The organism is Zestosphaera sp. (assembly GCA_038727705.1).
Classification (GTDB): domain Archaea; phylum Thermoproteota; class Thermoprotei_A; order Sulfolobales; family NBVN01; genus Zestomicrobium.
Genome location: JAVYVJ010000001.1, coordinates 520870 through 544093, shown reverse-complemented (window position 1 = coordinate 544093; position 23224 = coordinate 520870). Strand labels below are relative to the sequence as shown.

The window sequence follows — 23224 nt, the reverse complement described above, 5'->3', positions numbered from 1 at the left end:
TTTTGTTGGTGGGGATCGATGAGAGGCGTCAATGGAGTGGCCATATCTATTAACGGGGTAGTGAAGAGCTTTGGTAAGGTCAGAGCCCTCGATAACGTTAGTCTTGACGTGAAGGAGGGATCGGTTTTCGGCCTGATAGGTCCCAACGGCGCTGGAAAGACCACCCTCCTGAGGATCTTAGCGACTTTACTCAAGCCGGACGAAGGCTCGGTTGAAATTCTTGGTTACAACCTGCCTCAGCACAAGACACTTGTTAGGAAGTACATATCGTACTTGCCCGAGGATGCTGGGTTATACTCGCGGCTGACGGGTTGGGAGAATCTATATTACTTCGCGATGCTTTATCATGGTAGGACTTCCAAAGCGTTAGAGGTGGCTGAACTCGGCGCTAGAATCTCGGGCCTGAGTGAACGTGATCTTCACCGGAAGACCTCAGAATACAGTAAGGGAATGAGCAGAAGGATAGCTATAGCAAGGACGCTCATGATAGGCTCTAAGGTAGTGATCCTTGACGAGCCAACTTCAGGCCTGGACGTATTCTCGGCCTACGCAATACGTAAAATGCTCAAGAACTACGTTAAGGACTACGCCGTCACCGTAGTTATCTCGTCCCACAACATGATCGAGGTTGAGGAGGTATGCGATGATGTAGCTCTTATAAATAGGGGGCGCATCATAGCCAAAGGACCGCCCGGTGATCTAATACGTACCCACGGAGGGAGGAACCTGGAGGAAGTCTTCATAAGTCTTGCGGGGGAGAGTGCATGAACGCCGTGTATGTGGTGATATGGAAGGAGATTAAGGACATGATGCGTGATATACGTACACTGGCGGCAATCGCGCTTCTACCTCTGTTCATGCTCCCGTTAATGAGCGTAACCTCCCTCTACGCTCAGGGCCTTCAACCGGGACGCGTCTCCATAATCAATTACGACGAGTCAGTGGGCTTCATAGGGGGTGTTAACTTCACCTCAGCGAGGTTCGTAAATGGGATTGCTGAGGAGCTGGTGAGGAACGGGTTCACAGTCATATACGGCGAAGCTTCTAATGTGGACGCCATAATCATAGTTAGGGACGGCTTCATACGTAACTTGACGTCGTTAACTAACAGAGCCTCGTTAGAGGTAACCAAGAGTTTAGGATCCGCTAAGGCGGATCAGGTTGAAAACATAGTCGCGGGATTCATCAGCAACTACAACTACGTAGTGGCTACGCTGAAGGTGCTTGAGCTCGGCAGTATGGCAGGCGTCAACGTATCGGCCGACTCGGTCTTGAGTCCCATCCAGACCAGAGTCAGCGTCGTGGGGGTTGGTGGCATTCCAGTAGGTTATGAGGAGACCCTAAAGGTCTACATAGCCAGATTCTTATCCTTTAGCTTAATATTCGTCACCACCCCCTCAACAGCCTACATAACCGATTCAGTCATAGGTGAGAAGGAGAGAAAAACGTTGGAGGCCCTGCTGAGCACGCCAGTGCCTAGGCCAACGTTGATCGTGGGCAAGATAGTATCGGCTTCGTTAATCGGGCTGATCACAGGGTTCACAAATGCTCTAGGTCTGCTGCTCTTTGCATATGTACCCTCGCTGATCTATGGGATCAGCTTATTCCACCTACTTCCACTTAACGTCATGATGGCTCATTTCACTGCGATATACCTGTCAGTTTTAAGCTCCCTTGCTCTAGTGGCTCCTGTGGTGATTAGGTCCGGGAGTTACAGGGCTGCGCAAGCCTTCTCGATGATCGTCATCAGCATAGCTTCAATAGTCTTCTTCGTCTCCCTCTACGTCGACATAGAGCAACTAAGCGGTGTCTACAGGGCACTACTTTATGCGGTTCCCTACACTCACGCATCGCTCTTCATAAAGTACACGGCCCTCAACATGCTCCAGGACGCATCCTTCCACTTAGCGGTGTTGATACTAGTTATATTGGCCTTGATATACCTGTCTGTAAGACTCTTCAGTGAGGAGCGAATAATATATGGGAGGACTTAGAAACGTGGGATCGAGTTACGCGGATCGCACCCTCTAGCTTGCTGAACGTTTATAAGACCGATGATGGTGTTTGTTTAGGTGGTGTGATTAGTGTTCGTGACCAGAATCCCTGAGTCCGGCGGGATTAATGCCATGTTTAGTGGGCTTGGTCTCGAGGGCCTTCAACCTAACCAAGGCGTCAGTCGTTTAGGTGGGATGACCTCGGCAAGCACCGAACACCCCAAAGATAAGATCGCATGTGTAGGGTTCAATGCGTTGGTGATCGATTAGATGAAGCCAGGATTGGCCGCCCTCTTGAGGAAGGAGAAAATAATAGTTGTTGCCTCTCTGACGGTCCTAGTGATCTCTGCATTCATCGGCTCCTACTTGAGGCTTTATCCCGTATTCAACGCCTTTAGGCTAGGCTACCAGCCAATGCTTAACGAGTTAGATCCTTACTCAGAGTACTGGACCGCCGAGAAGCTTCTTGAGAAGGGCCTCGGCTACTACTTCAGCTTAGTTAGATCGAATAACGAAACACACATCTTCTGGTACCCGTGGGGAAGGGACTTCGTACGAACCTCGCTACCGCTCACGCCGATGTTCTCAGTAATCACGTACTATGTAGCTAGGTTATTCAACCCTGGGTTGAGTCTGTATGAATGGATGGTCTACGTACCGGTGATTTTCTACATCCTGTCGGTCATAGGCGTTTACCTGAGCGCGAGAGAGGTGTGGGGCGATATTCCAGCGGCCGTGGCCGCCGTGATCGCTGCCCTAATGTTCAATAGTAGGCAACTCGCGGGTTTCACAGTGAAGTACTCTGCGGGGCTGGGATTCATGTTTCTTGCAATGTATTTCCATATAAGGGCGTGGAAGAGGAGGTCGTTAAAAGACGCTTTAATGAGCGGTATATTCATATCGTTAACTGCCGCCGGCTGGGCTGGCTTCAACCTGCTTTTAGCCGCCATGTTCCTGCAGGTAGTTCTCCAGCCTCTAATATTGCGTGTGTCTAGAGAGGATGCAATTATGTGGGGTCTGGAGACCCTGCCTCTAGCCCTGACCATCGCACTCATTCCCTTCTACGGGCCGCTCTACCTGGTTTTAAGTGTTGGCGTTCTAATACCGTTAGGCTTCCTAGTCATAGGTGTTGCACTGCTTTTCGAATATGTAGCCTCACTGAGGACGGTCAAGCTCAAGTATCCGCTATTAGCTAAGTGGCGTGTTATGTACTTGCTGATGATAGTCCTAATAGGTGTTGGAGGTCTCGCAGGACTCACTACAGGAGTCATACATGTTAAAGGCAAGGGTCTGGCAGCGATGGGTTTAGGAGGCTTAACGCACGTCTTAGTAGGCACTGTTCAGGAGTACACGCCCGCAGACGCCCAGAGTTTCATATGGAATAGCGGTGCCCCCCTAGTGATCTCGATTATGATGATTCCATACCTGGCCTACAGGGCTTTCATTAAGAGGGAAGTTTCAATCCTCTTCACAGGTATATTCATGCTCATATCCGTTTACGCGACGGTCAACATATCATATTTCTTCCCGCTCCTAAACTGTGTGGTGGCGATATCTCAAGCCGGCTTCATAGCCCTGCTAACGCCCTACCTCCTTAGGAGGAAGGACTTACTCCTCTCACTGTTGAGCACGTCGTTACTGGTAGCGTATCTATTCACTGTAGTGTTTCAAGGGGTTACCACGTGGGCGCCCTCGTATATGTCGCAAGTGCCTTTGATCCTGGACTCAGGTCTCGGGGTAGGCAGCGATGTTCCGGCATGGCTTGACACGCTTGAATGGATCAGAACTAGCACGCCCCAAGACTCCGTCGTTATTTCATGGTGGGATTACGGATACTGGATCAGCGTACTTGGCGAGAGAGCCACTGTAGCCGATGGGGCCACACTAAATTCCACGCAAATAGAGCTGCTGGCTAAAGCGCTTACAGGAACTGAGAAGGATGCTTATGAGATCTTCACCAAGTATTTCCACGTGTCTCCAGGCAAGACTTACCTAGTGCTCTACGACGTCGTCCTATTCTCGGAGCAGCTGGGCTCTGTCTATGTAGGGCCTTTAGTATTTCAGGGCGGGGTGTACATAGGGGCTGACATGGCTAAGGGTGTCTCAGCAATCTACAGGATAGCTGGTAAAACACCCCCCACCACCACTGCAACCCTAGACCAGTACACCTACCTCGTTCCCGACTGGACTAACTCAGAACTAACTAATGCAACGCTCTATAAAATCTTCCTACACTCCGTCCACGAGGTGTTCGGCGCCGGCGGGTACGTAGTGAGGTTCCTGTACGGCTCCCTCCAGTATCCTCAGTACGCACCCCAGCTAACTAAGCCGAATCTGACGCTCTTCAAACCCGCGCACATATCCGTCAGTCAACTCTATGAGGGAAGCAACGTTTACGTGATAGTGGCTACCTACGCAATGGATGGATGAGCCCTTTGAACGAAATCTGCGGAGACTACGTGTTGATCAACCCGTATGTATGGTTATCTAACGCATGCGTCTGCTTTACCGACAGGATTGAAGAGGTCTTCGTCCATTCTAATGAAAGCAAGCCCAAAGATCGTGAGGTAAGGGTGATTACACATGGCATGGCCTCTACACACACTCACTTGGGACTGTACCCTATAAGGGATACAGTATCCTTGGGACTGAATCTAGATTCGTGGGTTACTGATAAGGCGTGGCGCTGGGAGAAGTTCCTGAGGAGATTTCCTGAGGTCAGTTACCTCTCAGCCCTACTAGCAATAACTGAGTTACTATCATCCGGAGTTACCGCGTTTGCTGACATGCACTTCAATGAAGAAATGATTTGCAGGGCAGTTAGGGAAGCGGGTGTCAGGGCAGACTTAAGCGTGGCTATAATGGACGGCGGGGTCTTCGAGGATTATGAGGAGGCGCTCGAGGAGAACCTCAAGCTACTCAAGGTAGCGCGAGGAAACGATATTAGAGTGAGGTTCGGGCCGTGCACCCCTCGACTGCTGAGCCCCAGTCATTTCAGGGAGGTTGTGGAGTTAGCTAAGCAACACGGGGTGGGGGTCCATACACATCTGGCGGAAGTGCGTGAAGATCTAGCATGGCTCAAGGGCAAGTACTCCCTTTCACTGAGGGACTTCATAAGTATGACAGGCCTGCTTGAGGTTGATACTATAGTAGCGCATGCTGTATGGGCCGAGGAGGTTGCTGACGTGTTGTCTATGAGCAACTTCACAGTATCCCACCCACCGAGATCTAACGTGCTCCTCGGTGACGGGAGAGCTCCCATAAGGAGTTTCCTGAGGCGGGGTGTCAATGTTACACTAGGAGTTGATGTCGCCCCGACCTACAATCTGTTGGAGGACGTTAAGGCGTATATTTTCCTCCACTACAAGGGTGAGGGGCCCCCAGATATTCATGAGGCTTTCCGGCTTGCGACCACGAACGCGTACAGGGGGCTGGGTTTCGGCAGCGGAGATATAGTTCAAGGCGAGGTGGCGGATCTAGTGATTTGGTCTGTTACTGGACCTGCGTTCAGTGACCCATTGGCTAGAGTCGTGTGGGGATCACCTAGAGTGGAGGAGGTGTACGTGTCTGGCAGACTAGTTCTTAAGGATGGAATGCCCGTCTTAACGAGCCTGAGTCTTAACGAAGTCGCGTCTGCGTTGTATGAGTACGTCAGAGAATTTTCGAGAGCCGAGTCTTAACGCCCGTGATGAGCCCCTTACTCACCACATTCACTTCGTCGAAGAAGCATTCAATGGATGCCTTAAGCCCCTTATCAGTATGCGTTTCAAGGACTCTAGACCAGTCAATCTTTATCACGTAATAGGCGATAATGACAGAAGCCAATATAAGGAGGGGTGTTATTTGATACCCTAGACTCTCGCTTGCCAGCGCTATAACGCTACCGTAGAACACCACTAACGCCTTCAAGAAGACCTTACCAAGAAAAACTGCTATGAAGTAAGTCGCTACGGAGAATCCGGAGATTCCGAGTGGCAGGTAAAGCACGTCATCAGGCAGTGGTAGTGCTGCGAAGATAAATATGGCTATTGCGGTAGATTTCTTGGCGATCTTGTTAAAGAGCTCTGCATTCCTTCTGCTAGCGGGGCTTAAGGTCTTGGAGAAGCCTTTTCCAATCGTGTATATCACGAGCTTCCCGAGAGACGCTCCCAGCGCTGATGAAATCACTATGAGTAGCTTATCATATATATCAGGGTGTCTGATCGCGTAGGAGAGTATTATGATCAGGTAGGGGAGTGAGACGAACGGGATAGAATTACATACGAGACTGATTATAAGGGGTCCTAGGAGCGGTGAGCTGAGGAATCCTAAAGCCCGTAACACCATCCTCAACGCTTCAAGTATCATGAGCCCCTCTCCCTACGAATATAGCCTGAATTGCTTAATAAGCACCCTTAACATTAATGGAGATAGTGTGGTGTGATGCAACTCGAGCAAATCTTCAACACCACTGTCGAATGCCCGGCATGTGGAGTTAAAGCACTCAATGTAAGCGTCTACATTTACGAGACCCCGCTCATCGGCAGGATATTGCTTGAGGTGTGGAAGTGCAGTAACTGCGGCTATAGGAGGTCTGACGTGGGGACCGCTGAGAGCAGGGACGCCGTGAATATCGTCTTTCGAGTGGAGAGCTCGAATGACCTGAAAGCCCTCGTTGTGAAGTCCTCCTCAGCCTATATAGAGATACCTGAGCTAGGCATTGAGATAAGTCCCGGCCCAGCGTCACAGGGCTACATAACAACTGTTGAAGGCGTGCTGGAGAGAGTTCTTGATAACACTCCTTCCGAGTGCTTTAATGAGAGCAGTCAGTGCAGTGAGTTCGTCAAAAAAGTAACTAGAGCGATGAACGGTGAGATCCCATTCACATTAATACTCTCAGACCCCGCTGGTAAGAGCGAGGTAAAGAGAGTATAAAACCTATTCCACTTAATATGCTGATCATTCAACTTTAATCTCGAATTCCCCGGAGCCTCCTCTAACCTTCTTAAACTCCACCTCTAATATCCCGTTCTTATAGTTAGCTTTAGCGCTCTTAACGTCTATCTCATCAGGTAGGGCGACTTTTTTAAAGTATTTCTTGCCATCACTTGCCTGGATAGTCAACTCCTTCCCCACGGCTTTAAGTTTGATTTTATCCTTCTCAACTCCTGGCATCTCGACAATTACCCTTACCTTATCTCCCTCATCAATGACGTCTGCGAGAGGTTCTGTCTCCTCAGTTATCTTAGGTTTGATGCCCTCCCGTCTAACATTGCCGAATTCATCCACCTTGATCTTCCCGTCGGGACCTACGTAGATCCTGTACCCGTAAACGTACGGTCCGAGTCCCCTCTCACGCAATCTTTCAAACTCCTCAGGCCTCATTCTGAGCAGTCTCTCACTCTCCTCAACAAACTCCCTCATCTCCTCCTCCAGCTCCCTGAACAGTTCGTCGAACACATCGAAGAACGATCTTCTCCTTCTCCTGTCACTCATGGGTCCATCACCAAGTTAATTACAGCAATACAATATTTAAATGATAATTGTAAGGCATGCAGGAAGTCCTACCCCGACGCTCAGGGACTTGTGGTCTGCAATCGTTTAAGCAATCTCTGCTAGCACGAAGTTGTTCACACCCTCCCTTATTAAATCCGCTACGTCTGGATCTACAGCTACTACGTCGTATATCATGTTGACGTCCCCTCCCGTAGTCTCAACAGTCCTCAAGTTGAGGAAGCCTGAGACTTTGTTACGTATGGCTTTGAGTTCGGATTCCGTGTATGAGTGCGCTATCACGAATCTCCTTCGGACCCTTATGTTGGATCCTAGCGGGGAGTCAACGTGTGCGAACCACACCCTTGATACCCACTATTCATAAACACCTCAGCAAATAAAGCTTCCTCGGCGGGAACTCCTACTTAGAGGTGTTGGCGCTAGGGGCGCTTCTGAAGTCGTTGATGATCTCCTTCACCGTTTCGTCCACATAATCTACGTGCTTCCTCCTTATATGGTTCTCGGCAGTCACCTCATTGTTGAAGGACTGATCGCAGAGCAGACATATGAATCTGTCACCAACCTTAATCACTGCAGGCTCTACTTCAAGGATTAGAGGAAACACCTGCTTAACTATGCTTGATGCCAGATACGGGTTTCTGATCTTCTCCGTGACCCTCTGGATATAGCCCCTGACTCTAAACTTAGAAACTCTATACTTATAACTTATTGTGCTGGGGGATACACCATCGACAAAATACTCCTTAGCCACCATTATCATTAATGAATTACCGGCCAGCCTCTTAATCACTAAGTGCTTAGTAACAGCTGTTACAGGGTCCTCCAACTACTCACCTATGAAATAGGTAAAACCAGACTTAAATGGATCTCGGTCGGGCAGGAGCCATGCCCTCAGTGAATACTACTTCATAATTCTATTAATAATAATTGGAAGATATATTTAAAATCTTGGTATTATTTATAAAAAGGGTGTATATGTCAGGTGATAAGGTAATATCAGTTAAACTTCCAAGCGACGTCATAGATATGATAGATGAAATAGTGGCTGGAGAGACGTACAGCAATAGGAGTGACCTGATCCGAGACGCTATTATTTGGAAGCTTGGCAAGCATGGATACCACACCCCACTAAAGAGCACGTCTCTTTAGCCCATCAACTCAGCTGATGTGGGAATTATCTCGACGCCTTATCTTTATCTGCAATCTGATGAAGATCGCTTTAAAAGCGGCGTCAATGCCGACATAAAAACCTATAATCCTCTGATCATGGATGACGAGACTTCCAGTATAGCTTAGTTATATTCCCTGGTGAGTGTTAATATTGGGGTGTAGTGAGTGTCCCTTTTTTGGGAGCCCAAGTGGCGCAGAATCACCTTCAACGTCGCAGGTCTCCAAGTGGAGACATGTGTAGATCTGACTACCAACCTCCTAGTGTGTCCAGCGTGCGTTAAAATCGACGAGGTGTGTCCTAAGGATTCAGAGCCCCTAAGGTCTTCCGTGGGCGGGCCGGCCTTCTTCACTGCAGAAGATCTGATACATCACTTAAAGTCGCACCTAATGGCTGATGAAATTAAGCGGATTGTAATTAGAAGGGAAGAGGAAGAGGAGAGTGCTGAGGAAGAATCTGAGGAGGAAAGTTAAGACCGTATATCTAGGGGATTCTCTAAGTAGTAACCTAACTGCAGACGTTGAGAACGCTCTGATAGTTTCGTGGCCTAACACACCATGTTCGCTGGACGGCCTTAATTTGGGCGATCTATGCATAGATAGAATCCCTATTTATGTGGGGGATCCTAAATGCATAAATAATCTAGGATTTGAGGCAAGGAGGGTAATCTATAACTACATACTCTTCGGCGAGGAGGAAATCCTTAAGGATAAGATATACCCACCCAGTATTAAGGATACGCATCACTTCTGGTATGATGTCCTCCCTGAAAGATATGGTAACCTATACCACCCTAAAGATGGGTGGTGTTCTGTAATGAGGGTTCTGAGAAGAAGGCTTGAAGTCCCTCGCATCTACGCAAACATCGCGGGGATAGATCCTGTCAAAAAAGAGATAAGGATTGAAGGGGGTTCCATACTAGAGTACGAAAAACTAGTTAGTACAATTCCTCAAGACTTGTTATTAACCAGATTGAGGGGGGTTTCTTACGATGAAGTATTGAAGGATTACGTGCACGTACCATACAACATATCTGCGGTAATTGGTACTATAGAACAAGGGTTCGGAGATTATGAGGTGTTGGTCTATGCATTAGGGAAGAGAAGATTCATCTCCTCACACGTGATATTGGTTAAGTACCCTGCCACGGATCCTAACTCAAAGCAGGTTCTTATCTATGTCCTGACGCCTCTGAAGCGTGAGGTGCCCAGGAGCGAGATACTGTCTAAGAGCATCTCGGAACTGAGGAAAATAGGTATTAAGGTTAAAGGACTGTCGTTCATTAGATCCTACGTAGAGAAGTACGGGGTCGTGTGCAGGAGAGGCGAGGGAGCGTCTGTGAGGTTGCTTGCAGAGCTAGGTATTGAAGTCAGGGGTCGGTACGGCTCGTGGGCAGAGTTAAGTGTTTGCGACATAGTTAAAGAAGCCGGCATCGGTTAAAATCTACGCCTGGCGTTACCGCGTTATCTCAGAGTATTATCTGTGCGTTTCCGAACTCGTTTTCGTCGGGGATTACAGCCCCAATGAATGCCATGTCCTTCAACTTGCCATCACCCTCACAAGCCGTCAGGATTAGATCCTCAACCTCTTCGTGAGTTAGTTTTCTGGAGACCATGAACTCGATGTTATTGATTAGCAGCATCACCCTAGACTCTCTGGAAGTGTATGGAATCACATACACCTCCAACCCATACTCATGAAACAGCTTCTGAGCGACCTCCCAGACCAGCCTGACTACATCCTCGCCGAACGATGATCCGTCTGTCACCACTATAACGTCCACAGGCATAAGTCCCCCTCAAAAAATCCCTGTCCTGCGAGGGCTCTTTTAAGACTTAACCCCTATTGTGGTTAGGGTCCTGCATTCAGGGGGCTCCAGACCCTACTGACTTACCTGTGATGCATTCATTTGTTGATGTAGTTTAAGGAAGCCTAAAATGTTGAGGTCCGCTGCATCTATCTTCATGTCGTTACAGTAGATTTCCACACCGCTATATGTGGAGCCCTTCCTTTTAATCACCAATTTTAACTTATTCTCTCTGAGTATCTCCTTAACATCTTCATATTTCAGCATGTCATATAGTATAGAGTCGTTAAGCAACGACAGCGCATCTGGAATTAACGTCTCACACTTCTTCAGCGTTAGAACGGTGTTTATATAGTGTTTAATGAGCGAGGGGTTTGTCTCTAGGTATCTTTCATATCTTAAAGCATGAAGCTCATCGCATTCGAGACTCCTAACAAGCTCAGCAAGCAACTCCTCAAGCGCCGAGTTCGAGGAAGCCTCCACTAAATTTTTCATTAGCAACAGCGGTGAGTAAGTCGGTCTGAAGAGGTTGAGATATTTAACCCAGAAAGAACTGTAGCACTCAGTTCTGCAGGCATTCCTTAAAACGCGTGCCAGCCTCTGATGTCCATGTACAGGGTCTTCTAAGACTAGGCTGAAGATTAAGAGGATCTTATTTGGCTTCCCAAGCGTGCGGAGTTCTTTGAACCCCTGCCTCATTAGTTCAGCGATCTCCTCCTCACCGACCTCGTTCGGCGAGTTAATCAAGCTGACCAGCGACACCCTCTTTTTGAAGTACACACTCCCTCCACGATTCTGCCAACGCAGGATACTTAAAAACTTTAGGTGTTAAGGATATTGGTGGGGTCTTACTGAAATGCATTAAGTGGAGTAATGGCAAAGCAGTTTTAGAAAGCGCCCCCATACCACCCATCCCTTCAGGAAGTGCATTAGTAAAAGTCTTAAGTTCCCTTATCTACTCACCATTCAAGAACAGGAATTTACTCAAGAACATCAGGCCGGGGCTAACTTTAGGTAGCTTCGGCGTTGTGAGAGTTACTGAGCCTGGCATTGGAAGTAACGTCATGCCTGGCGAGGTGTACGGCGTAGTGCCGTACTCCCGTAGAGGGGTTCTTGGCCTGGATCTTGACGGCCTTGCATCAGAGTACGCGGTTGTCCCCGCCGAATGTTTGGTAAGGATGGAGGTGAGTCATCTACAGCAGTTAACGCCCCTCTACATGGAGTTCAGCTACATTGACGAGGTGGCTAAGTTGTTGAGAAGATCCAGCAGGACGCTCATAGTCGGTTGCGGATTCACTGCCTACGTTTTGGGGTTGCTCGCCAGAAATCACAGAAATGTTGAGGTGCTTTGTCTTGACGTAGATCGAGTTAAACAACTGCGTGAGCTAAGTCTGCCGCTTAGGAAGAGTGTGGAGGATGTGGAGAGGGGGGTCGATCTACTCATCATGGCGGGTGATGTAGACATTGATATAACGGAGGTCCTTAACGACGGCGGGAGGATCTATCTGACGCCGGGGGTCTTTGTGATGGACGTATGCTTTAAATGCACTCCATCAAGGATTAAGTTGATGAGGCCCAACTACTTCAGGCCGGAACGCGGCAAGACCTACGTTGACAGAGTGAGTAAATACATGTTGAGCACTCAAGTAGGATTCGTCAGTGACTTGAACCAGGCCATAAGCACCCTGGAGATCTTCGAAAGGATCATCATAACCTAGCAGATCCTGCCGCGTAAATATGATTATGTAGTAATTCGTAAAACGTTCCCCGCCCTGGATTATTCTATGGCGCCCTAGAGTGATTCACAGCAGCCCCTCGAATCCCTCTCCACGAGCCGCCGTGAACCTCAGGAATCTAGGCCCGCCGATAAATTCGAAGTGATATAGCACTCCAGAAGTCTGAGGATGCCAGCTATTATTCTAATGCCTAAGGTGGGTTTGTAGGTGGTGGCTTGTAACTGCGAAGACAAGCAGGCCTCTGTGAAATGAAAAACGGGTATCAGGGGTTGGCAGGTCAGTTCGATGGTCTATAGAAACTTTCAGGCGTTATAGGGCCTGAGGGTGTCTTAATCTTCTCCTTGGCTAGATCCCCTATTATCTTAACTCCCTTAGCTATCTTGTCTGGAGTTGGGAAGCTAAAGTTAAGCCGCATCGAATTCCAACCACCGCCGTTGGCGAAGAAGGAGGCGCCAGGCACGTATGCAACCCCCTTAGCGATAGCCTCAGCAAGCATGTCCTTCGTATTTACCTCTAGAGATGGGAGGAATATCATAATGAACAACCCACCTACCGGTTTAGGCCACCAGGTATTCTTAGGCATATATTCGGCAAGCGAATCAAGCATTACATCCCTCTTGACTCTATAGACCTGCCTAGCCTTCTCTATGGTCTTCTCAACAACGCCCCTTCTTATAGCCTCGAGAGCTATGTGTTGCGAGAGCGTGGAGGTGTGTAGATCCGTGACCTGCTTAATTCTTTCAAACATATCGATGACTACACGATCTCCTAGAACCCATCCTATCCTTAACCCCGGCGAGAGGATCTTACTGAACGTGCCTAAGTATACGACCCTACCCTCAGCGTCCAACGTCTTAAGAGGCGTCACGTCAACCCCGCTTTCGTAGGTAAAGTACGAGTATGGGTCGTCCTCAATAACTACTATATCATATGTGGAGGCTAGTTCAAGAAGCGCCTTTTTCCTCTCTATACTTAACGTGACGCCGGCTGGGTTATGCGCGACTGGTATCGTATATATGAACTTGACATTCCTACCCTCAGCATACACCTTCTTAAGCTCCTTCTCAAGGAGGTCGACACGCATGCCATTCTCGTCCACAGGAATGCCTATGATTCGCGGGCGTGCTGGCGTGAAGGCGTTTAAGGCCGCTAAGTACGTAGGCAACTCCACCACTATCGTATCGCCCTGCTCTATGAAGGCCCTCCCTATTAGATCCAGGGCTTGCTGGGATCCTGTGGTGACTAGTAGGGCGTCGTTGTTGTTGATCCTCACATCTTTCCTTCGCAGAAAGTTCATCAACTCTTTCCTGAATTCAGTCACTCCTGGAGTAGGTCCGTACTGCAGTGCCGCCTCACCGCGCTCATTGATGACTTCCTGAGCTATCTCGGCTAGCTCATTCTTTGGGAATGTTTGAGGATCCGGTAACCCCCCTCCAAAACTTATTATTTCTCTCCCCTCAGTAAGCTTAAGGAGCTCCCTAATGTCAGAGGCTTTAAATAGCTCAGACTTCCCAGCAAACATCTTTAAGTAATCAACCGTTGATATCTCACCATAATTAAAGGGTCGCTAAAGCTTTTAAGGATTTACTTTATTGTGTATTAGCATTTTCAGTCCTTTTTTATTACAGGCATAAACTTCAACCCATAGTATATTAACCCATTAGGGTCATCGCTTGAGTATTTCCTTAACACGGCCTCTACACGCATGCCTATAGTGAGCTCAGCCGGGTCCGCGTCGACCACCTCACCCACTATCAGAGGTCCCTCGTCAAGCCTCACAAGGCCTATGATCCTGGGCAGGTGCTGTTCGTGACCCTCAACCCTGTAGTAAGAGATTGCGTAGTTAATTAACTCACCAGTGCCCCTGGCTTCAGACACCCTTACGTTGCGCGATCCGCAGTACGGGCATCTAATGCGTTTGGGCACGGACAGTCTGCCGCAGTCATCGCACTTCGTCAGCAGAACTCTGTAGTGGTTATCTTTTGAACGCCAAAATATAGATATCGAGTGTTTCATTAACCCCACCCCCTCAGCAAAATCAACCACGAGCTGTTGTCAGGACCTGACATCGAATGCACTAAAGCAATATCTCCATCATACTTAACCCAACTGCGTCCATTAAATAGCTCACACACCTCATGTATCTGATAGAGCGGGGTTGCACCAATAGGATGGCCTCTCGCTTTCAGACCTCCCCCCACGTTAAGGTATGGCATCTTTCCTATGACTTCAGGAGATCTCCCTCTCTCAGAGAGTCCGAGAGCCTCAATCGTAAGGAAACCATATATGGTGTACGTGTCGTATACGTTGAGGGCCACGTTATGATCTATCTTGAGGTTATGCCGCTTCGAGAGCTTCTCATATGCAGTTGCAGTTGCAGTGAAGTAGGTTACGTCATCGCGGAGGTATGGAGGAGCGTTAACGGCGGCCTCCACGTCCACCAATTCAACGGGCGTTGAGCCGGTCCTTCCTATAGACTCATCATTGGTTACGAACAACGCTGCTGCGCCGTCCCCTATCGGGTGGGAGTCAAGGATGGTCACGGGTTCAGACACCCTTAAAGCCTTACTTAGCGAGTCAAGCGTGATGGTGAAGGGCAACTGAGCGTTCGGATTTCTAACAGCATTCTCATGCATTTTAATAGACCACTTAACTATCTCCTCCCTAGACACCCCGTATCTCCTCATGTACTCCTTCATAATTAGGGCAGCATAGTCGGGTGGAGACACATTCCTAGTACCCTCAACCTCATACTCGAGGATCTTACTGTAGGCGTTGTTTATTATCCAAGACGGGTACTCACTCATTTTCTCGAAGCCAACTACCAAGACCCTGCGGGCTCTTCCAGACTTGACAAGCGTCAGGGCGTAGTCAACGGCTGCGGCGCCGGAGACCTCACCCGTGCTTACAGTTAGCGTCTTAACCTTACTGAGACCCAGGTTCTGAGCTATTGTGGTTGAGGGATCTGCCTGATTGATGGTAAGTTCTGGCAGCGCTGACGACACTATCAGGTACTCAACATCGAAGAGGTTTAACCCCACGTCTGCGGTGGCTTTTGCCACAGCCTCGTCAACTAGATCCAGGTAACTCTTCTCGTAGTGTCTGTCCACCTTAGTAACCCCACTACCTAACACATATGCCCTCAACAGCATCACCCAACATTCCTGATAATCAGGTTTCTAAACTTAGCGTACTCGGCGTACGTTATATATCTCTTCCTGGAGATGAGCTCCTCAACAGTCGGCGCCTTACCAACTTTGTCAATTATCTTATCAGTTACGCTGAGACTCATGGCATCGGCACCGGCCCCTGAACCGAAGGGTGCGACTAGTATCCTCTCCCCCGGCTTAGCAATCTCGAGTACCTTGGCCAACCCAAGTAGTGCTGAGGCGTTGTAGGTGTTGCCTATCCACGGCGTGACTATCCCTGGAAGCACCTTCTCCCTCTGAAATCCAAGCATCCTCCCCACCTGAAGGGGGAACTTACCATTGGGTTGGTGGAAGACGGCGTAGTTGAAGTCGCTTGGCCTGAGACCGGACTCCTCCATGAGCATCTCGACGGCTGTGGTTATGTGGTGGAAGTATGCAGGCTCTCCAGTGAATCCCTCACCGTGTGCTGGGTACTTGGAGCCCTCCCTCCTCCAGAAGTCCGGCGTGTCAGTCACATAAGTGACTAGGGCATCGAAGACGGCCACAGACTCGTCCGAACTACCGATGATGTATGCTGCCGCGCCTGAGGAGGCCGTCAACTCTAACACGTCGCCTGGACTGGCTTGAGCTGTGTCAGAACCTATAGCCAACCCATACTTTACGGTCCCGCTCATGACTAGAGATACTGCAAGCCTGACTCCCTCACTCCCAGCCCTGCAGGCAAACTCGAGGTCCGTGGCGAGCTTCTTGGTTGATATTCCAAGGGCGTCAGCTATTATTGTTGAGGATGGCTTGACAGCGTAGGGCTTTGACTCAGTGCCTACAAAAACTGCCCCGACGTCCTGTGGATCCACGCCAGCCCTGGCTAAAGCGGATCTGGCTGCATACCAACCCATCGTCACTGTGTCCTCGTCAGATCCTGCCACAGCCTTCTCTTCAATCCATATGGAGTCAGTCAATCTCTCGTCAAAACCCCACTGACGCGCTATGTCCTTGGCCCTCACTCTGTACGTAGGTACGTAGGCACCCCAGCCTACAATACCTGCTTTAAGTGAGTGATGCATCAATACATGGACCCGTAAATGAAGATAAGGCCAAGGCTTTTATTGTTTTACGTGGAGCCAGCACGATGCATAATGCCCAGACTCGACCTCGACCATAGGCGGCTCCTGCGTCCTGCATACGTCAGTCGCGTAAGGACATCTTGGGTGAAGTCTGCACCCACTTGGTATGGCAGCCGCACTCGGTATCTCACCCTTAATCGGAACTTCCCTAATCTTCAAGCGGTTCGATGGGTCTGGCTCCGGTATCGCAGAGACCAACGCTATGGTGTATGGGTGGCGTGGGTTGTTAATCACCCTGTCCGTAGGTCCAGTCTCAACTATCTTGCCTAAATACATGACGGCTATTTTACCACATATGTAGTTAGCCACGGCTAAGTCGTGAGTTATGAAGAGGTAGGAGAGATTCCTCGAGCTCTTTAAGTCAAGCATCAACTGAAGGATCTCAGCCCTTATGGAGACATCAAGCATGCTGACAGGCTCGTCAGCTACTACCAGCGAGGGATTAAGTATCATCGCCCTGGCTATCGCAACCCTCTGCCTCTGACCACCCGATATCATGTGCGGGTACCTCTCAACGAACTCCTCAGGAGGACTAAGTCTAACCTCGCTCAGCGCCTTGTAAACTATCTCCTGTCTCTCCTCCTTACTCGACCCTATGGAGTGTATTATCAGAGGCTCCTCAAGAATGCTCCCTATAGTCATTCTGGGGTTGAGCGACCCGTAAGGATCCTGAAATATTATCTGTATATCACGCTTCAGTAACTTATCGACGTTATCCGGCAATTTATCGAACAAACTGACGTAGGTCCCGTCAACAAACACCTCCCGACTCATTAACTTCCTGACCTCGTCGGAGACTTTATAAAGTGCCTTCCCACCTGACACCTCTATCAGCCTAGCTATTAACCTGCCGGTCGTCGTCTTACCGCATCCGGACTCCCCAACTAGGCAGAAGATATCGCCTTCATCGATCTCGAAACTTATCCCATCAACAGCTTTAACACTCCTAGGAGGCTTACCACTTAAAACTTCAACTATACTTCTCTTTATAGGGAAGTACTTCTTAAGGTTCTCCACTCTGAGCTTAACCTCAACCACTTAATTCACCTCTTCAACCTGGGCTCTACCACCTTCTCCAGTGAGAGACCCAACAAAACGAATGTGAGTGAAACTATGGCTATCAGGAATCCGGGGGGAAGTATCCACCACCAATAGGCCATGGTTCCGTTTAGTCTTGCTTCAGACAGTATATTACCCCACGTTGGGAAGCCATGCTGTATGCCCAGCACCGAAAGACCGGCCTCCGTTATTATGGCATTAGGAGTTGAATACACTAGTGAGGCTGCTATGTAGGGTACTAGCTGAGGCAGTATGTGTTTGGAGATTATCCGCATATTACTCGCGCCTACAGCCTTAGCTGCCTCAACATATAGCTCGCTCTTTAGGCTAAGGGTCATAGACCTTATGACTATCGCTAAGCCACCCCAGCTGAACACTATCAACACAGCGAATATGGTTGCCAGCATAATAAGAGGTTTATTCTCGCCGGTGTAGGTCACTTGGATAGACTTACCAACAAGAATCAGTATGGGTAGTAAGGGTATCGATCCTAGGATATCTACAAATCTCTGTATGAGCTCGTCTATGAAACCACCGTAGTACCCGCTTACGAGCCCCGCTATAACTCCTATCGCCGAGGAAATCAGCGCTACTAAAAGACCTATAACAAGAGCTATTGGGAAGCCGTAGAATAGGCCCTCGGCTAAGTCCCTACCCTGATAGTCTGTGCCCATTATCCCATAGCAAGTCCCTACAACCACGACTAGAAATGTTTGAGACCTTCTCAGATACTTAAGGATGTCCTGTGATGATACTCCATCAACTCTGAAACTGAGTTGTATGTTGAACACATACCTACCCTGAAGAGGTGTCACCGCAACCTCCCTATTATCCGTTAGGATTAAAGCTCCAAATAGGTACTTACTGGGACGGAGCGAGATCTCATTGATATCTATCCGGGAAACCAAGTCTCTGTAGGCTTCAAGCATTGCTAACGTGAGCCCTCCAAGCTCGTCGAAGTCCACCTTCAGCACGGAGGTGTTTATGAAGTCAGCAGTGTAGTCTATCAGACGCCTTAGGGTAACGCCGTCAGGCTTTATCAAGTTCAAGACCAGTCTTAGATTACGGACACCCTGAGGCACACCTATGTTGACGCTTACCTTAACTCCCTGAGGGTAGTCTTTAACTCCAAGATCGTATGTCAAGTTATATGATATATCTAACCTTCCCGCGCCCTCGCTTACCTGGACTGGTTCTGCAAGTCTTAGGTCATAGCTTCTGTGTGTAACGCATGCATAGCCTAGTGAAGAGACCCACTCAGGTGGTGCGTTCTTAGGGTTATGCCTCCAATAAACCCCTACATTCCAGTACCTGTTATAATCGGGAGGCATAGTGATGACTGCATAGACAGAGATAATTACTAACGCCAACAGCAATGCGAATGCCACCTTGCCGGCAGACTGGCTCAGGATCTCCTTCCTCAACCAGACCCAAGAATCGTATGCTTTGCTTGCAAGGCTCATAGTCTCACCCTCGGATCTAAAGCTACGTAGAGGATCTCGAGTATGAATCGAGCAACCACATAAACGAGGGTGAAGACGTATGTCAGAGCCAATATAGTGGGTGCATCGCCACCGGTTATGGCCGCGTAGTACAGGGTGCCCATGCCCGGCCAGTCGAACACGGATTCAGTGATTATATAGCCCCCTAAAGTGCCTGCCAGTCCTAACAGGACGTTAGTGAGTATTGGCGATATTGATGGCCTTATAATGTACCTCCTCAGCACTTGCTTCTCCGGAAGCCCTCTAGCCACTGCGGCGGTTACGAAGTCCTCCTTAACTATTTTAATCAGCATGGCCCTGATGCTATATATCCAGGGTCCTAGTAAAACTATCACTATAGTTAGTATTGGAAGCCATACATAATTTAGGATTCCAATAAAAGCCGTGAGGTCGCCACTGAGGAACTTATTTATCTCATTTATAACCGGCCTGAATTGTCTGGGCGCTACTCTGAGTTGGTAGCCTAACGTCAGCAGGGTTAACATGCCCACCCACCATACTGGAAAGGCATTCATGATGGCGGCGTAAGCTACTATAACCCTATCTACGAACGACCCTATCCTATACACCACGAACGGTCCTATTAACAACGCGATAACTATGACAATGATTTCAGCAAATGTTATCATGAATATGGTTCGGGGGAGGCAGGAGGATATAACGTCGGCCACTGGGGAATAAGGCTGGAGACCAGCCACGTTGGTGACCTCAGGACTCTGCGTCTTACCCAAGTTAAGCATTAAGGTGTTCAGGGCCATGGGTATTATCCTAGCGTACCAAGGTTTATCCATACCCCAGTAGGAAATCAACTCACTCTTACGCTGATTAACCAAGGAATCAATCACAGAGGCGTTAGGTTTCTGTGGTAACATGATTAAGGTCTGCCTATAAGCACGCACCTCCTCATTTATTATTGCATTGATTATAGTGTCCACGTATCCGGTAATCCCCAGAATAAACCCAGTCAGGAATACAGCTAGTATAAGAGCTATGCATAGAAATACCGCTCTACGTATCAGGATTCCAGCAACTCCCAACCATCCGACACCCACAGTTACTTTCACTGGCGCTTTAAAAATTTTCGCTGTTTAACGTTAACTTGATTTTGACGGGTGGCTGATGGATGCTATTGATTAGTCTATGGATCGAATTTGGTCATAAAAGGGTTTGTATTCCAAAATGACTAAAAATCAATTTAGGTTCTTACTTTTTCCTGATAAACAGTACTACAGTCAACAACAAGTTAACTAAGGATAACACCAGAACTATCATTACATATGTTGATAACGTGCCTACAGTGCTACCTAATCCCTGTACAGTGCTACTTAGGTCATCTACCTTACTACTCACTGTCGCTACTCTGCTTAACGCGCTGTCCACTCTACCTGATAGTGTGGTGAACTGACTGTTGACGTTGGTATTGATGACAGAAGTGGAAACGTTGAACAGATATGCCATGTTCTTATTTATGTCAGACAGTTGCGAAACCAGATTTTCACCGATCGTTCCTAGAGCTTGTGATAGAGACGCCCTTAGCGACTCTATCTGGGTCTGCGTCTGTTTAGACACATCGCTTATTGCATCCCTTAGGGTTGTCTCCAGTTTCGCTAACGATGGCATGGATTCGAATGTAATTGTTGCGGTATCGATCACTGCGGCAGCCTCGCTTGTGGCTATCAACAGCAACTCGTAGTAATAGTAGGCCCTGAATTTGGACGTAACGTCCTTCCCTATGAATACGTTAAAGACCCCAGGTCCTACCTCAGTACCCATACCAACCGACAAGATCTTATTTGTGCCCTTTTCCCTCAATATGTACTTGAGGTTAAATGGACCCACACCAAGCACCATGGCAGATACGGTTCCATTACCTTCTATCTCTATCGATGCAGGGGCTATTATGTTAGTGAGTTTCGGAGGTACTATACCACCCAAGTTCCAAAAGTTTGGCGCGAGTGGATACGTGGGGTCTCTGAATGCCTTGATGACTGCCTTCTGAGCAAGCCTGTCGAAGGTGTCGAGATAGAACGGACCTTGAGATATCCAAGCATGGTTGTGTGAGGATATCCACGAGGACAGAGCATTCAATCTACCACTCCACTCGGCATCGCTGACCAGGCTTCTACCGTCAGGTAACGTAAAGTACTTGCTTGGTACGTAGCCGCCGGTCCTCCAACTGTCCGCAACATCCTTTATTGAGTCAGCGTGATCGGGGAACGGGACGGGGTTCAGTACGGGTAGGCCCGTCTTAGTTGACAGCGTCGTTGAGAACGTATACTTTTTCGCGTCGAAGACTAGGTAGTTCTCTACAATGAGGAGCTCTGCTGGGTTGATAGGGGTTAACGTGGCGAAGTATGCTATGTATGCTGGTTCAAAGTGCCAGTAGTTGACATAGACCTCCAGCGTGTTACCAACGGTTCTTAAGGCTACAAATTGATCGAAGATTACCTTATTAGGTCCTGATACCGCGGTCTCGTAATTTGCTTTAGTACTGTTGTAACATATGTCCAACCATAGCGCCCAACTAGTGAGTATGTCAGCCCAGGTGATTGTCTGGCCGTGGTGCCATTTACTGCCTAAATACTTAGACATGTCAAACTTAACGACGCTCGTTGCCTTAGTCCTTCCCAGTGTGTTAGCGTACACCCACTTGCCTTGACCGGCGTCCCACCATATGGCGTCTGAGGGGACGGAAAGCTTCCCATTAGGACCGGCAGTCTCAACCTCATAACTTGCCCTAATAGATATCGGCAGGCCGTTGTGTGGGTGATTCCACATCAGGGCATCATAGGTAGCTCTTTCAATATCGACACTGTAAACATCTGTGAAACCACCGTAGATGTTCCATATAGTCCTGGCGGTGTAGACCCACAACGTGCCAAACACTAGGTTTGGCTTATTCTCGATGTAGACACCTTTAGTGTTGAAGGGCGATCTCATCCCAGCGCCGAGATCCGTTGTGATACCTTTCATGGTCTTAAGCGTTGGATGTATGTCCATCCTAGTTACTATCCATATCCTTATGGAGTCATCAATACATTTCTCAGTAACGGTTCTGTACATCTCGTTCCTTTCCTCACGACTTGTGAACTGTCCGTTGTATATCTTTAAACCGAGGTCGTCTATGAGGTCGTTCCTGTACCACCACCAGCCTTCGGTCTGCCATCCAGGCATGTAGCCAACCCAGGGAGCGCAGAATTGATTAATGGTTCCTGAGTCATACTTATCTGGCGCTGATTTACCCCAACCCTCAGTGTAGATGTGCCACTGGAACTCAGCAGGGTCTGTATCGTAAACTATCCCGAGAGCCACGTCGAAAGTAGTCTCGACTTTATTGATCGTGAAGCCTATGTCCTCAAGAGCCGCAGCAATCAGCCTACCTATATCGAGTCTCTCGTCCTCTTGTCTGATGATGAAGGTTAGTGTTACTGGCTTGCCTGCGTAATACCACCTACCCCCCTGCAGGTAAGCGCCAGCGGCAGTCAGTTCGCTGGTGATCAGTTGCTTTGCATAGAGCGGTTCATACTTGAAGCCGTATTTCAGCACTATGTCAGATACCAGCGCATAGTCCGGATCGTAGCCGGAGAGGAATGTTTGCATCGGAGATGCGAAGCCTTTGTAGATGGAGTTTATTATATAATCTCTGTCAACAAGGTAGTTAATTGCCTGCCTCACCCCCTTGATGCCCAACGGATTTATTTTCTCACCATCGGCAGCCAGATCGACGAACGTCACCTTCTTATCTGCATCGTAGTAGTATTGGACAATGACGTTCGGAGGGACTTTAAGCATTGAAGCAATCTCCTCAACAGTCTTTCTGCTGTAATCGCCGGGAAGGTCAACAGTCTTTACGGGTGCTGGGTTGAGCACTAGGTCTACAAGACCTCCAGGCACCGTTACGTAGGACATAATGTCTTCTATTCCTTTAAAGGCGTCCATCTGCGTACCTCTTAAACCGTAGATGTATGCATCTATCTCACCGTTCTTAAATGCACTGACCAGGGTGTCTGGAACTGCTGGATACCTTACAAAGGTTATAGACTCTGACGCAGGTCCTACTGTTTGCTGTTGAGCCAGAAGTGGCATCATAGAGGTCAGCGATACTAATATAGCTAGTATTATGAACATTGACATACATTTTTTCATTTTACACACCTCAAAATATAAGTTTACTGAATCCCTAATAAATGTT

Annotated in this window: 23 protein-coding genes; 9 read left to right on the top strand and 14 right to left on the bottom strand. The window is 48.5% G+C overall.

Going from position 1 to position 23224, the window contains the following annotated elements; all coding sequences use genetic code 11:
• Positions 1 to 18 precede the first annotated feature (18 nt).
• From QW772_03065 to QW772_03050, 4 genes are all read left to right on the top strand, one after another.
• Positions 19 to 768 carry an ABC transporter ATP-binding protein gene (locus tag QW772_03065; protein ID MEM0037884.1) on the top strand — a complete coding sequence of 250 codons (750 nt, stop codon included), beginning with the start codon at positions 19 to 21 and terminating at the stop codon, positions 766 to 768.
• The gene (locus QW772_03060) at positions 765 to 1994 is read left to right on the top strand and encodes an ABC transporter permease subunit (protein ID MEM0037883.1); all 1230 of its coding nucleotides are present in this window, start codon (positions 765 to 767) and stop codon (positions 1992 to 1994) included. Before QW772_03065 ends, QW772_03060 begins: the two co-directional genes overlap by 4 nt.
• A 270-nt stretch (positions 1995 to 2264) precedes the next feature.
• The gene (locus tag QW772_03055; protein ID MEM0037882.1) at positions 2265 to 4424 is read left to right on the top strand and encodes an STT3 domain-containing protein; all 2160 of its coding nucleotides are present in this window, start codon (positions 2265 to 2267) and stop codon (positions 4422 to 4424) included.
• 5 nt (positions 4425 to 4429) lie between these two features.
• A complete protein-coding gene (locus tag QW772_03050; GenBank protein ID MEM0037881.1) occupies positions 4430 to 5674 on the top strand; it encodes an amidohydrolase family protein in 1245 nt (414 codons plus the stop codon).
• Here QW772_03050 and QW772_03045 read toward each other — a convergent pair.
• The gene (locus QW772_03045) at positions 5646 to 6341 is read right to left on the bottom strand and encodes a VTT domain-containing protein (protein MEM0037880.1); all 696 of its coding nucleotides are present in this window, start codon (positions 6339 to 6341) and stop codon (positions 5646 to 5648) included. The genes QW772_03050 and QW772_03045 overlap by 29 nt on opposite strands.
• A 75-nt stretch (positions 6342 to 6416) precedes the next feature.
• Here QW772_03045 and QW772_03040 point away from each other — a divergent pair, with 75 nt between their 5' ends.
• Positions 6417 to 6908, top strand: a complete 492-nt coding sequence (locus QW772_03040; GenBank protein MEM0037879.1) for a ZPR1 zinc finger domain-containing protein — start codon at positions 6417 to 6419, stop codon at positions 6906 to 6908.
• A 24-nt stretch (positions 6909 to 6932) separates the two neighbouring features.
• Here the strand turns inward: QW772_03040 and hsp20 are convergent, their stop codons facing one another.
• The 3 genes from hsp20 to QW772_03025 all read right to left on the bottom strand — a co-directional run bounded on the left by hsp20 (position 6933) and on the right by QW772_03025 (position 8313).
• Complete coding sequence (gene hsp20, locus QW772_03035; protein MEM0037878.1) at positions 6933 to 7469, bottom strand: archaeal heat shock protein Hsp20; 537 nt, start codon at positions 7467 to 7469, stop codon at positions 6933 to 6935.
• Positions 7470 to 7574: 105 nt separating this feature from the next.
• Positions 7575 to 7829, bottom strand: a complete 255-nt coding sequence (locus QW772_03030; GenBank protein MEM0037877.1) for a hypothetical protein — start codon at positions 7827 to 7829, stop codon at positions 7575 to 7577.
• Positions 7830 to 7887: 58 nt separating this feature from the next.
• Positions 7888 to 8313 carry a C2H2-type zinc finger protein gene (locus QW772_03025; protein MEM0037876.1) on the bottom strand — a complete coding sequence of 142 codons (426 nt, stop codon included), beginning with the start codon at positions 8311 to 8313 and terminating at the stop codon, positions 7888 to 7890.
• Between the two features lie 149 nt (positions 8314 to 8462).
• On the opposite strand from QW772_03025, the gene QW772_03020 reads away from it, so the two are divergent.
• From QW772_03020 to QW772_03010, 3 genes are all read left to right on the top strand, one after another.
• Positions 8463 to 8636: a ribbon-helix-helix domain-containing protein gene (locus QW772_03020; protein MEM0037875.1), complete on the top strand. Its 174-nt coding sequence runs from the start codon at positions 8463 to 8465 to the stop codon at positions 8634 to 8636.
• A gap of 186 nt (positions 8637 to 8822) precedes the next feature.
• Entirely contained in the window at positions 8823 to 9128 is a 306-nt protein-coding gene (locus QW772_03015; GenBank protein MEM0037874.1) for a hypothetical protein, read from the top strand.
• Complete coding sequence (locus QW772_03010) at positions 9097 to 10095, top strand: hypothetical protein (GenBank protein MEM0037873.1); 999 nt, start codon at positions 9097 to 9099, stop codon at positions 10093 to 10095. Before QW772_03015 ends, QW772_03010 begins: the two co-directional genes overlap by 32 nt.
• Positions 10096 to 10123: 28 nt before the next feature.
• Here QW772_03010 and QW772_03005 read toward each other — a convergent pair whose 3' ends face one another.
• Positions 10124 to 10444, bottom strand: coding sequence for a hypothetical protein (locus tag QW772_03005; protein MEM0037872.1), 321 nt, complete (start codon positions 10442 to 10444; stop codon positions 10124 to 10126).
• A 93-nt stretch (positions 10445 to 10537) separates the two neighbouring features.
• Positions 10538 to 11242, bottom strand: coding sequence for a hypothetical protein (locus QW772_03000; GenBank protein ID MEM0037871.1), 705 nt, complete (start codon positions 11240 to 11242; stop codon positions 10538 to 10540).
• Between the two features lie 248 nt (positions 11243 to 11490).
• Here QW772_03000 and QW772_02995 point away from each other — a divergent pair, with 248 nt between their 5' ends.
• Positions 11491 to 12180: a hypothetical protein gene (locus QW772_02995; GenBank protein ID MEM0037870.1), complete on the top strand. Its 690-nt coding sequence runs from the start codon at positions 11491 to 11493 to the stop codon at positions 12178 to 12180.
• Positions 12181 to 12475: 295 nt separating this feature from the next.
• Here QW772_02995 and QW772_02990 read toward each other — a convergent pair whose 3' ends face one another.
• From QW772_02990 to QW772_02955, 8 genes are all read right to left on the bottom strand, one after another.
• Positions 12476 to 13720 (bottom strand): PLP-dependent aminotransferase family protein, encoded by a 1245-nt coding sequence (locus QW772_02990; GenBank protein MEM0037869.1) that lies wholly within the window; start codon positions 13718 to 13720, stop codon positions 12476 to 12478.
• 86 nt (positions 13721 to 13806) lie between these two features.
• A complete protein-coding gene (locus QW772_02985; protein MEM0037868.1) occupies positions 13807 to 14214 on the bottom strand; it encodes a Zn-ribbon domain-containing OB-fold protein in 408 nt (135 codons plus the stop codon).
• Positions 14214 to 15350, bottom strand: a complete 1137-nt coding sequence (locus QW772_02980) for a thiolase family protein (GenBank protein MEM0037867.1) — start codon at positions 15348 to 15350, stop codon at positions 14214 to 14216. Before QW772_02980 ends, QW772_02985 begins: the two co-directional genes overlap by 1 nt.
• Positions 15350 to 16411, bottom strand: a complete 1062-nt coding sequence (locus QW772_02975; protein ID MEM0037866.1) for a hydroxymethylglutaryl-CoA synthase — start codon at positions 16409 to 16411, stop codon at positions 15350 to 15352. The genes QW772_02980 and QW772_02975 overlap by 1 nt, the downstream gene beginning before the upstream one ends.
• A gap of 39 nt (positions 16412 to 16450) precedes the next feature.
• Positions 16451 to 17509, bottom strand: coding sequence for an ATP-binding cassette domain-containing protein (locus QW772_02970; GenBank protein ID MEM0037865.1), 1059 nt, complete (start codon positions 17507 to 17509; stop codon positions 16451 to 16453).
• A 5-nt stretch (positions 17510 to 17514) separates the two neighbouring features.
• On the bottom strand, positions 17515 to 18993 hold the full coding sequence (locus QW772_02965) for an ABC transporter permease (protein ID MEM0037864.1): 1479 nt from the start codon (positions 18991 to 18993) through the stop codon (positions 17515 to 17517).
• Complete coding sequence (locus tag QW772_02960) at positions 18990 to 20084, bottom strand: ABC transporter permease (protein ID MEM0037863.1); 1095 nt, start codon at positions 20082 to 20084, stop codon at positions 18990 to 18992. Before QW772_02960 ends, QW772_02965 begins: the two co-directional genes overlap by 4 nt.
• A 151-nt stretch (positions 20085 to 20235) precedes the next feature.
• A complete protein-coding gene (locus QW772_02955) occupies positions 20236 to 23166 on the bottom strand; it encodes an ABC transporter substrate-binding protein (GenBank protein MEM0037862.1) in 2931 nt (976 codons plus the stop codon).
• Positions 23167 to 23224 lie beyond the last annotated feature (58 nt).

Bases quoted from the DNA above. Each gene is read 5' to 3' on its own strand.
- QW772_03005 (MEM0037872.1), bottom strand. From the start codon at position 10,444: ATGCCTGTGGACGTTATAGTGGTGACAGACGGATCATCGTTCGGCGAG.
- QW772_03045 (MEM0037880.1), bottom strand. From the start codon at position 6,341: ATGATACTTGAAGCGTTGAGGATGGTGTTACGGGCTTTAGGATTCCTC.
- hsp20 (MEM0037878.1), bottom strand. From the start codon at position 7,469: ATGAGTGACAGGAGAAGGAGAAGATCGTTCTTCGATGTGTTCGACGAA.
- QW772_03065 (MEM0037884.1), top strand. From the start codon at position 19: ATGAGAGGCGTCAATGGAGTGGCCATATCTATTAACGGGGTAGTGAAG.
- QW772_02975 (MEM0037866.1), bottom strand. From the start codon at position 16,411: ATGCATCACTCACTTAAAGCAGGTATTGTAGGCTGGGGTGCCTACGTA.
- QW772_03020 (MEM0037875.1), top strand. From the start codon at position 8,463: ATGTCAGGTGATAAGGTAATATCAGTTAAACTTCCAAGCGACGTCATA.
- QW772_03040 (MEM0037879.1), top strand. From the start codon at position 6,417: ATGCAACTCGAGCAAATCTTCAACACCACTGTCGAATGCCCGGCATGT.
- QW772_02955 (MEM0037862.1), bottom strand. From the start codon at position 23,166: ATGTCAATGTTCATAATACTAGCTATATTAGTATCGCTGACCTCTATG.
- QW772_02985 (MEM0037868.1), bottom strand. From the start codon at position 14,214: ATGAAACACTCGATATCTATATTTTGGCGTTCAAAAGATAACCACTAC.
- QW772_02965 (MEM0037864.1), bottom strand. From the start codon at position 18,993: ATGAGCCTTGCAAGCAAAGCATACGATTCTTGGGTCTGGTTGAGGAAG.
- QW772_03055 (MEM0037882.1), top strand. From the start codon at position 2,265: ATGAAGCCAGGATTGGCCGCCCTCTTGAGGAAGGAGAAAATAATAGTT.
- QW772_03060 (MEM0037883.1), top strand. From the start codon at position 765: ATGAACGCCGTGTATGTGGTGATATGGAAGGAGATTAAGGACATGATG.
- QW772_02980 (MEM0037867.1), bottom strand. From the start codon at position 15,350: ATGCTGTTGAGGGCATATGTGTTAGGTAGTGGGGTTACTAAGGTGGAC.
- QW772_02990 (MEM0037869.1), bottom strand. From the start codon at position 13,720: ATGTTTGCTGGGAAGTCTGAGCTATTTAAAGCCTCTGACATTAGGGAG.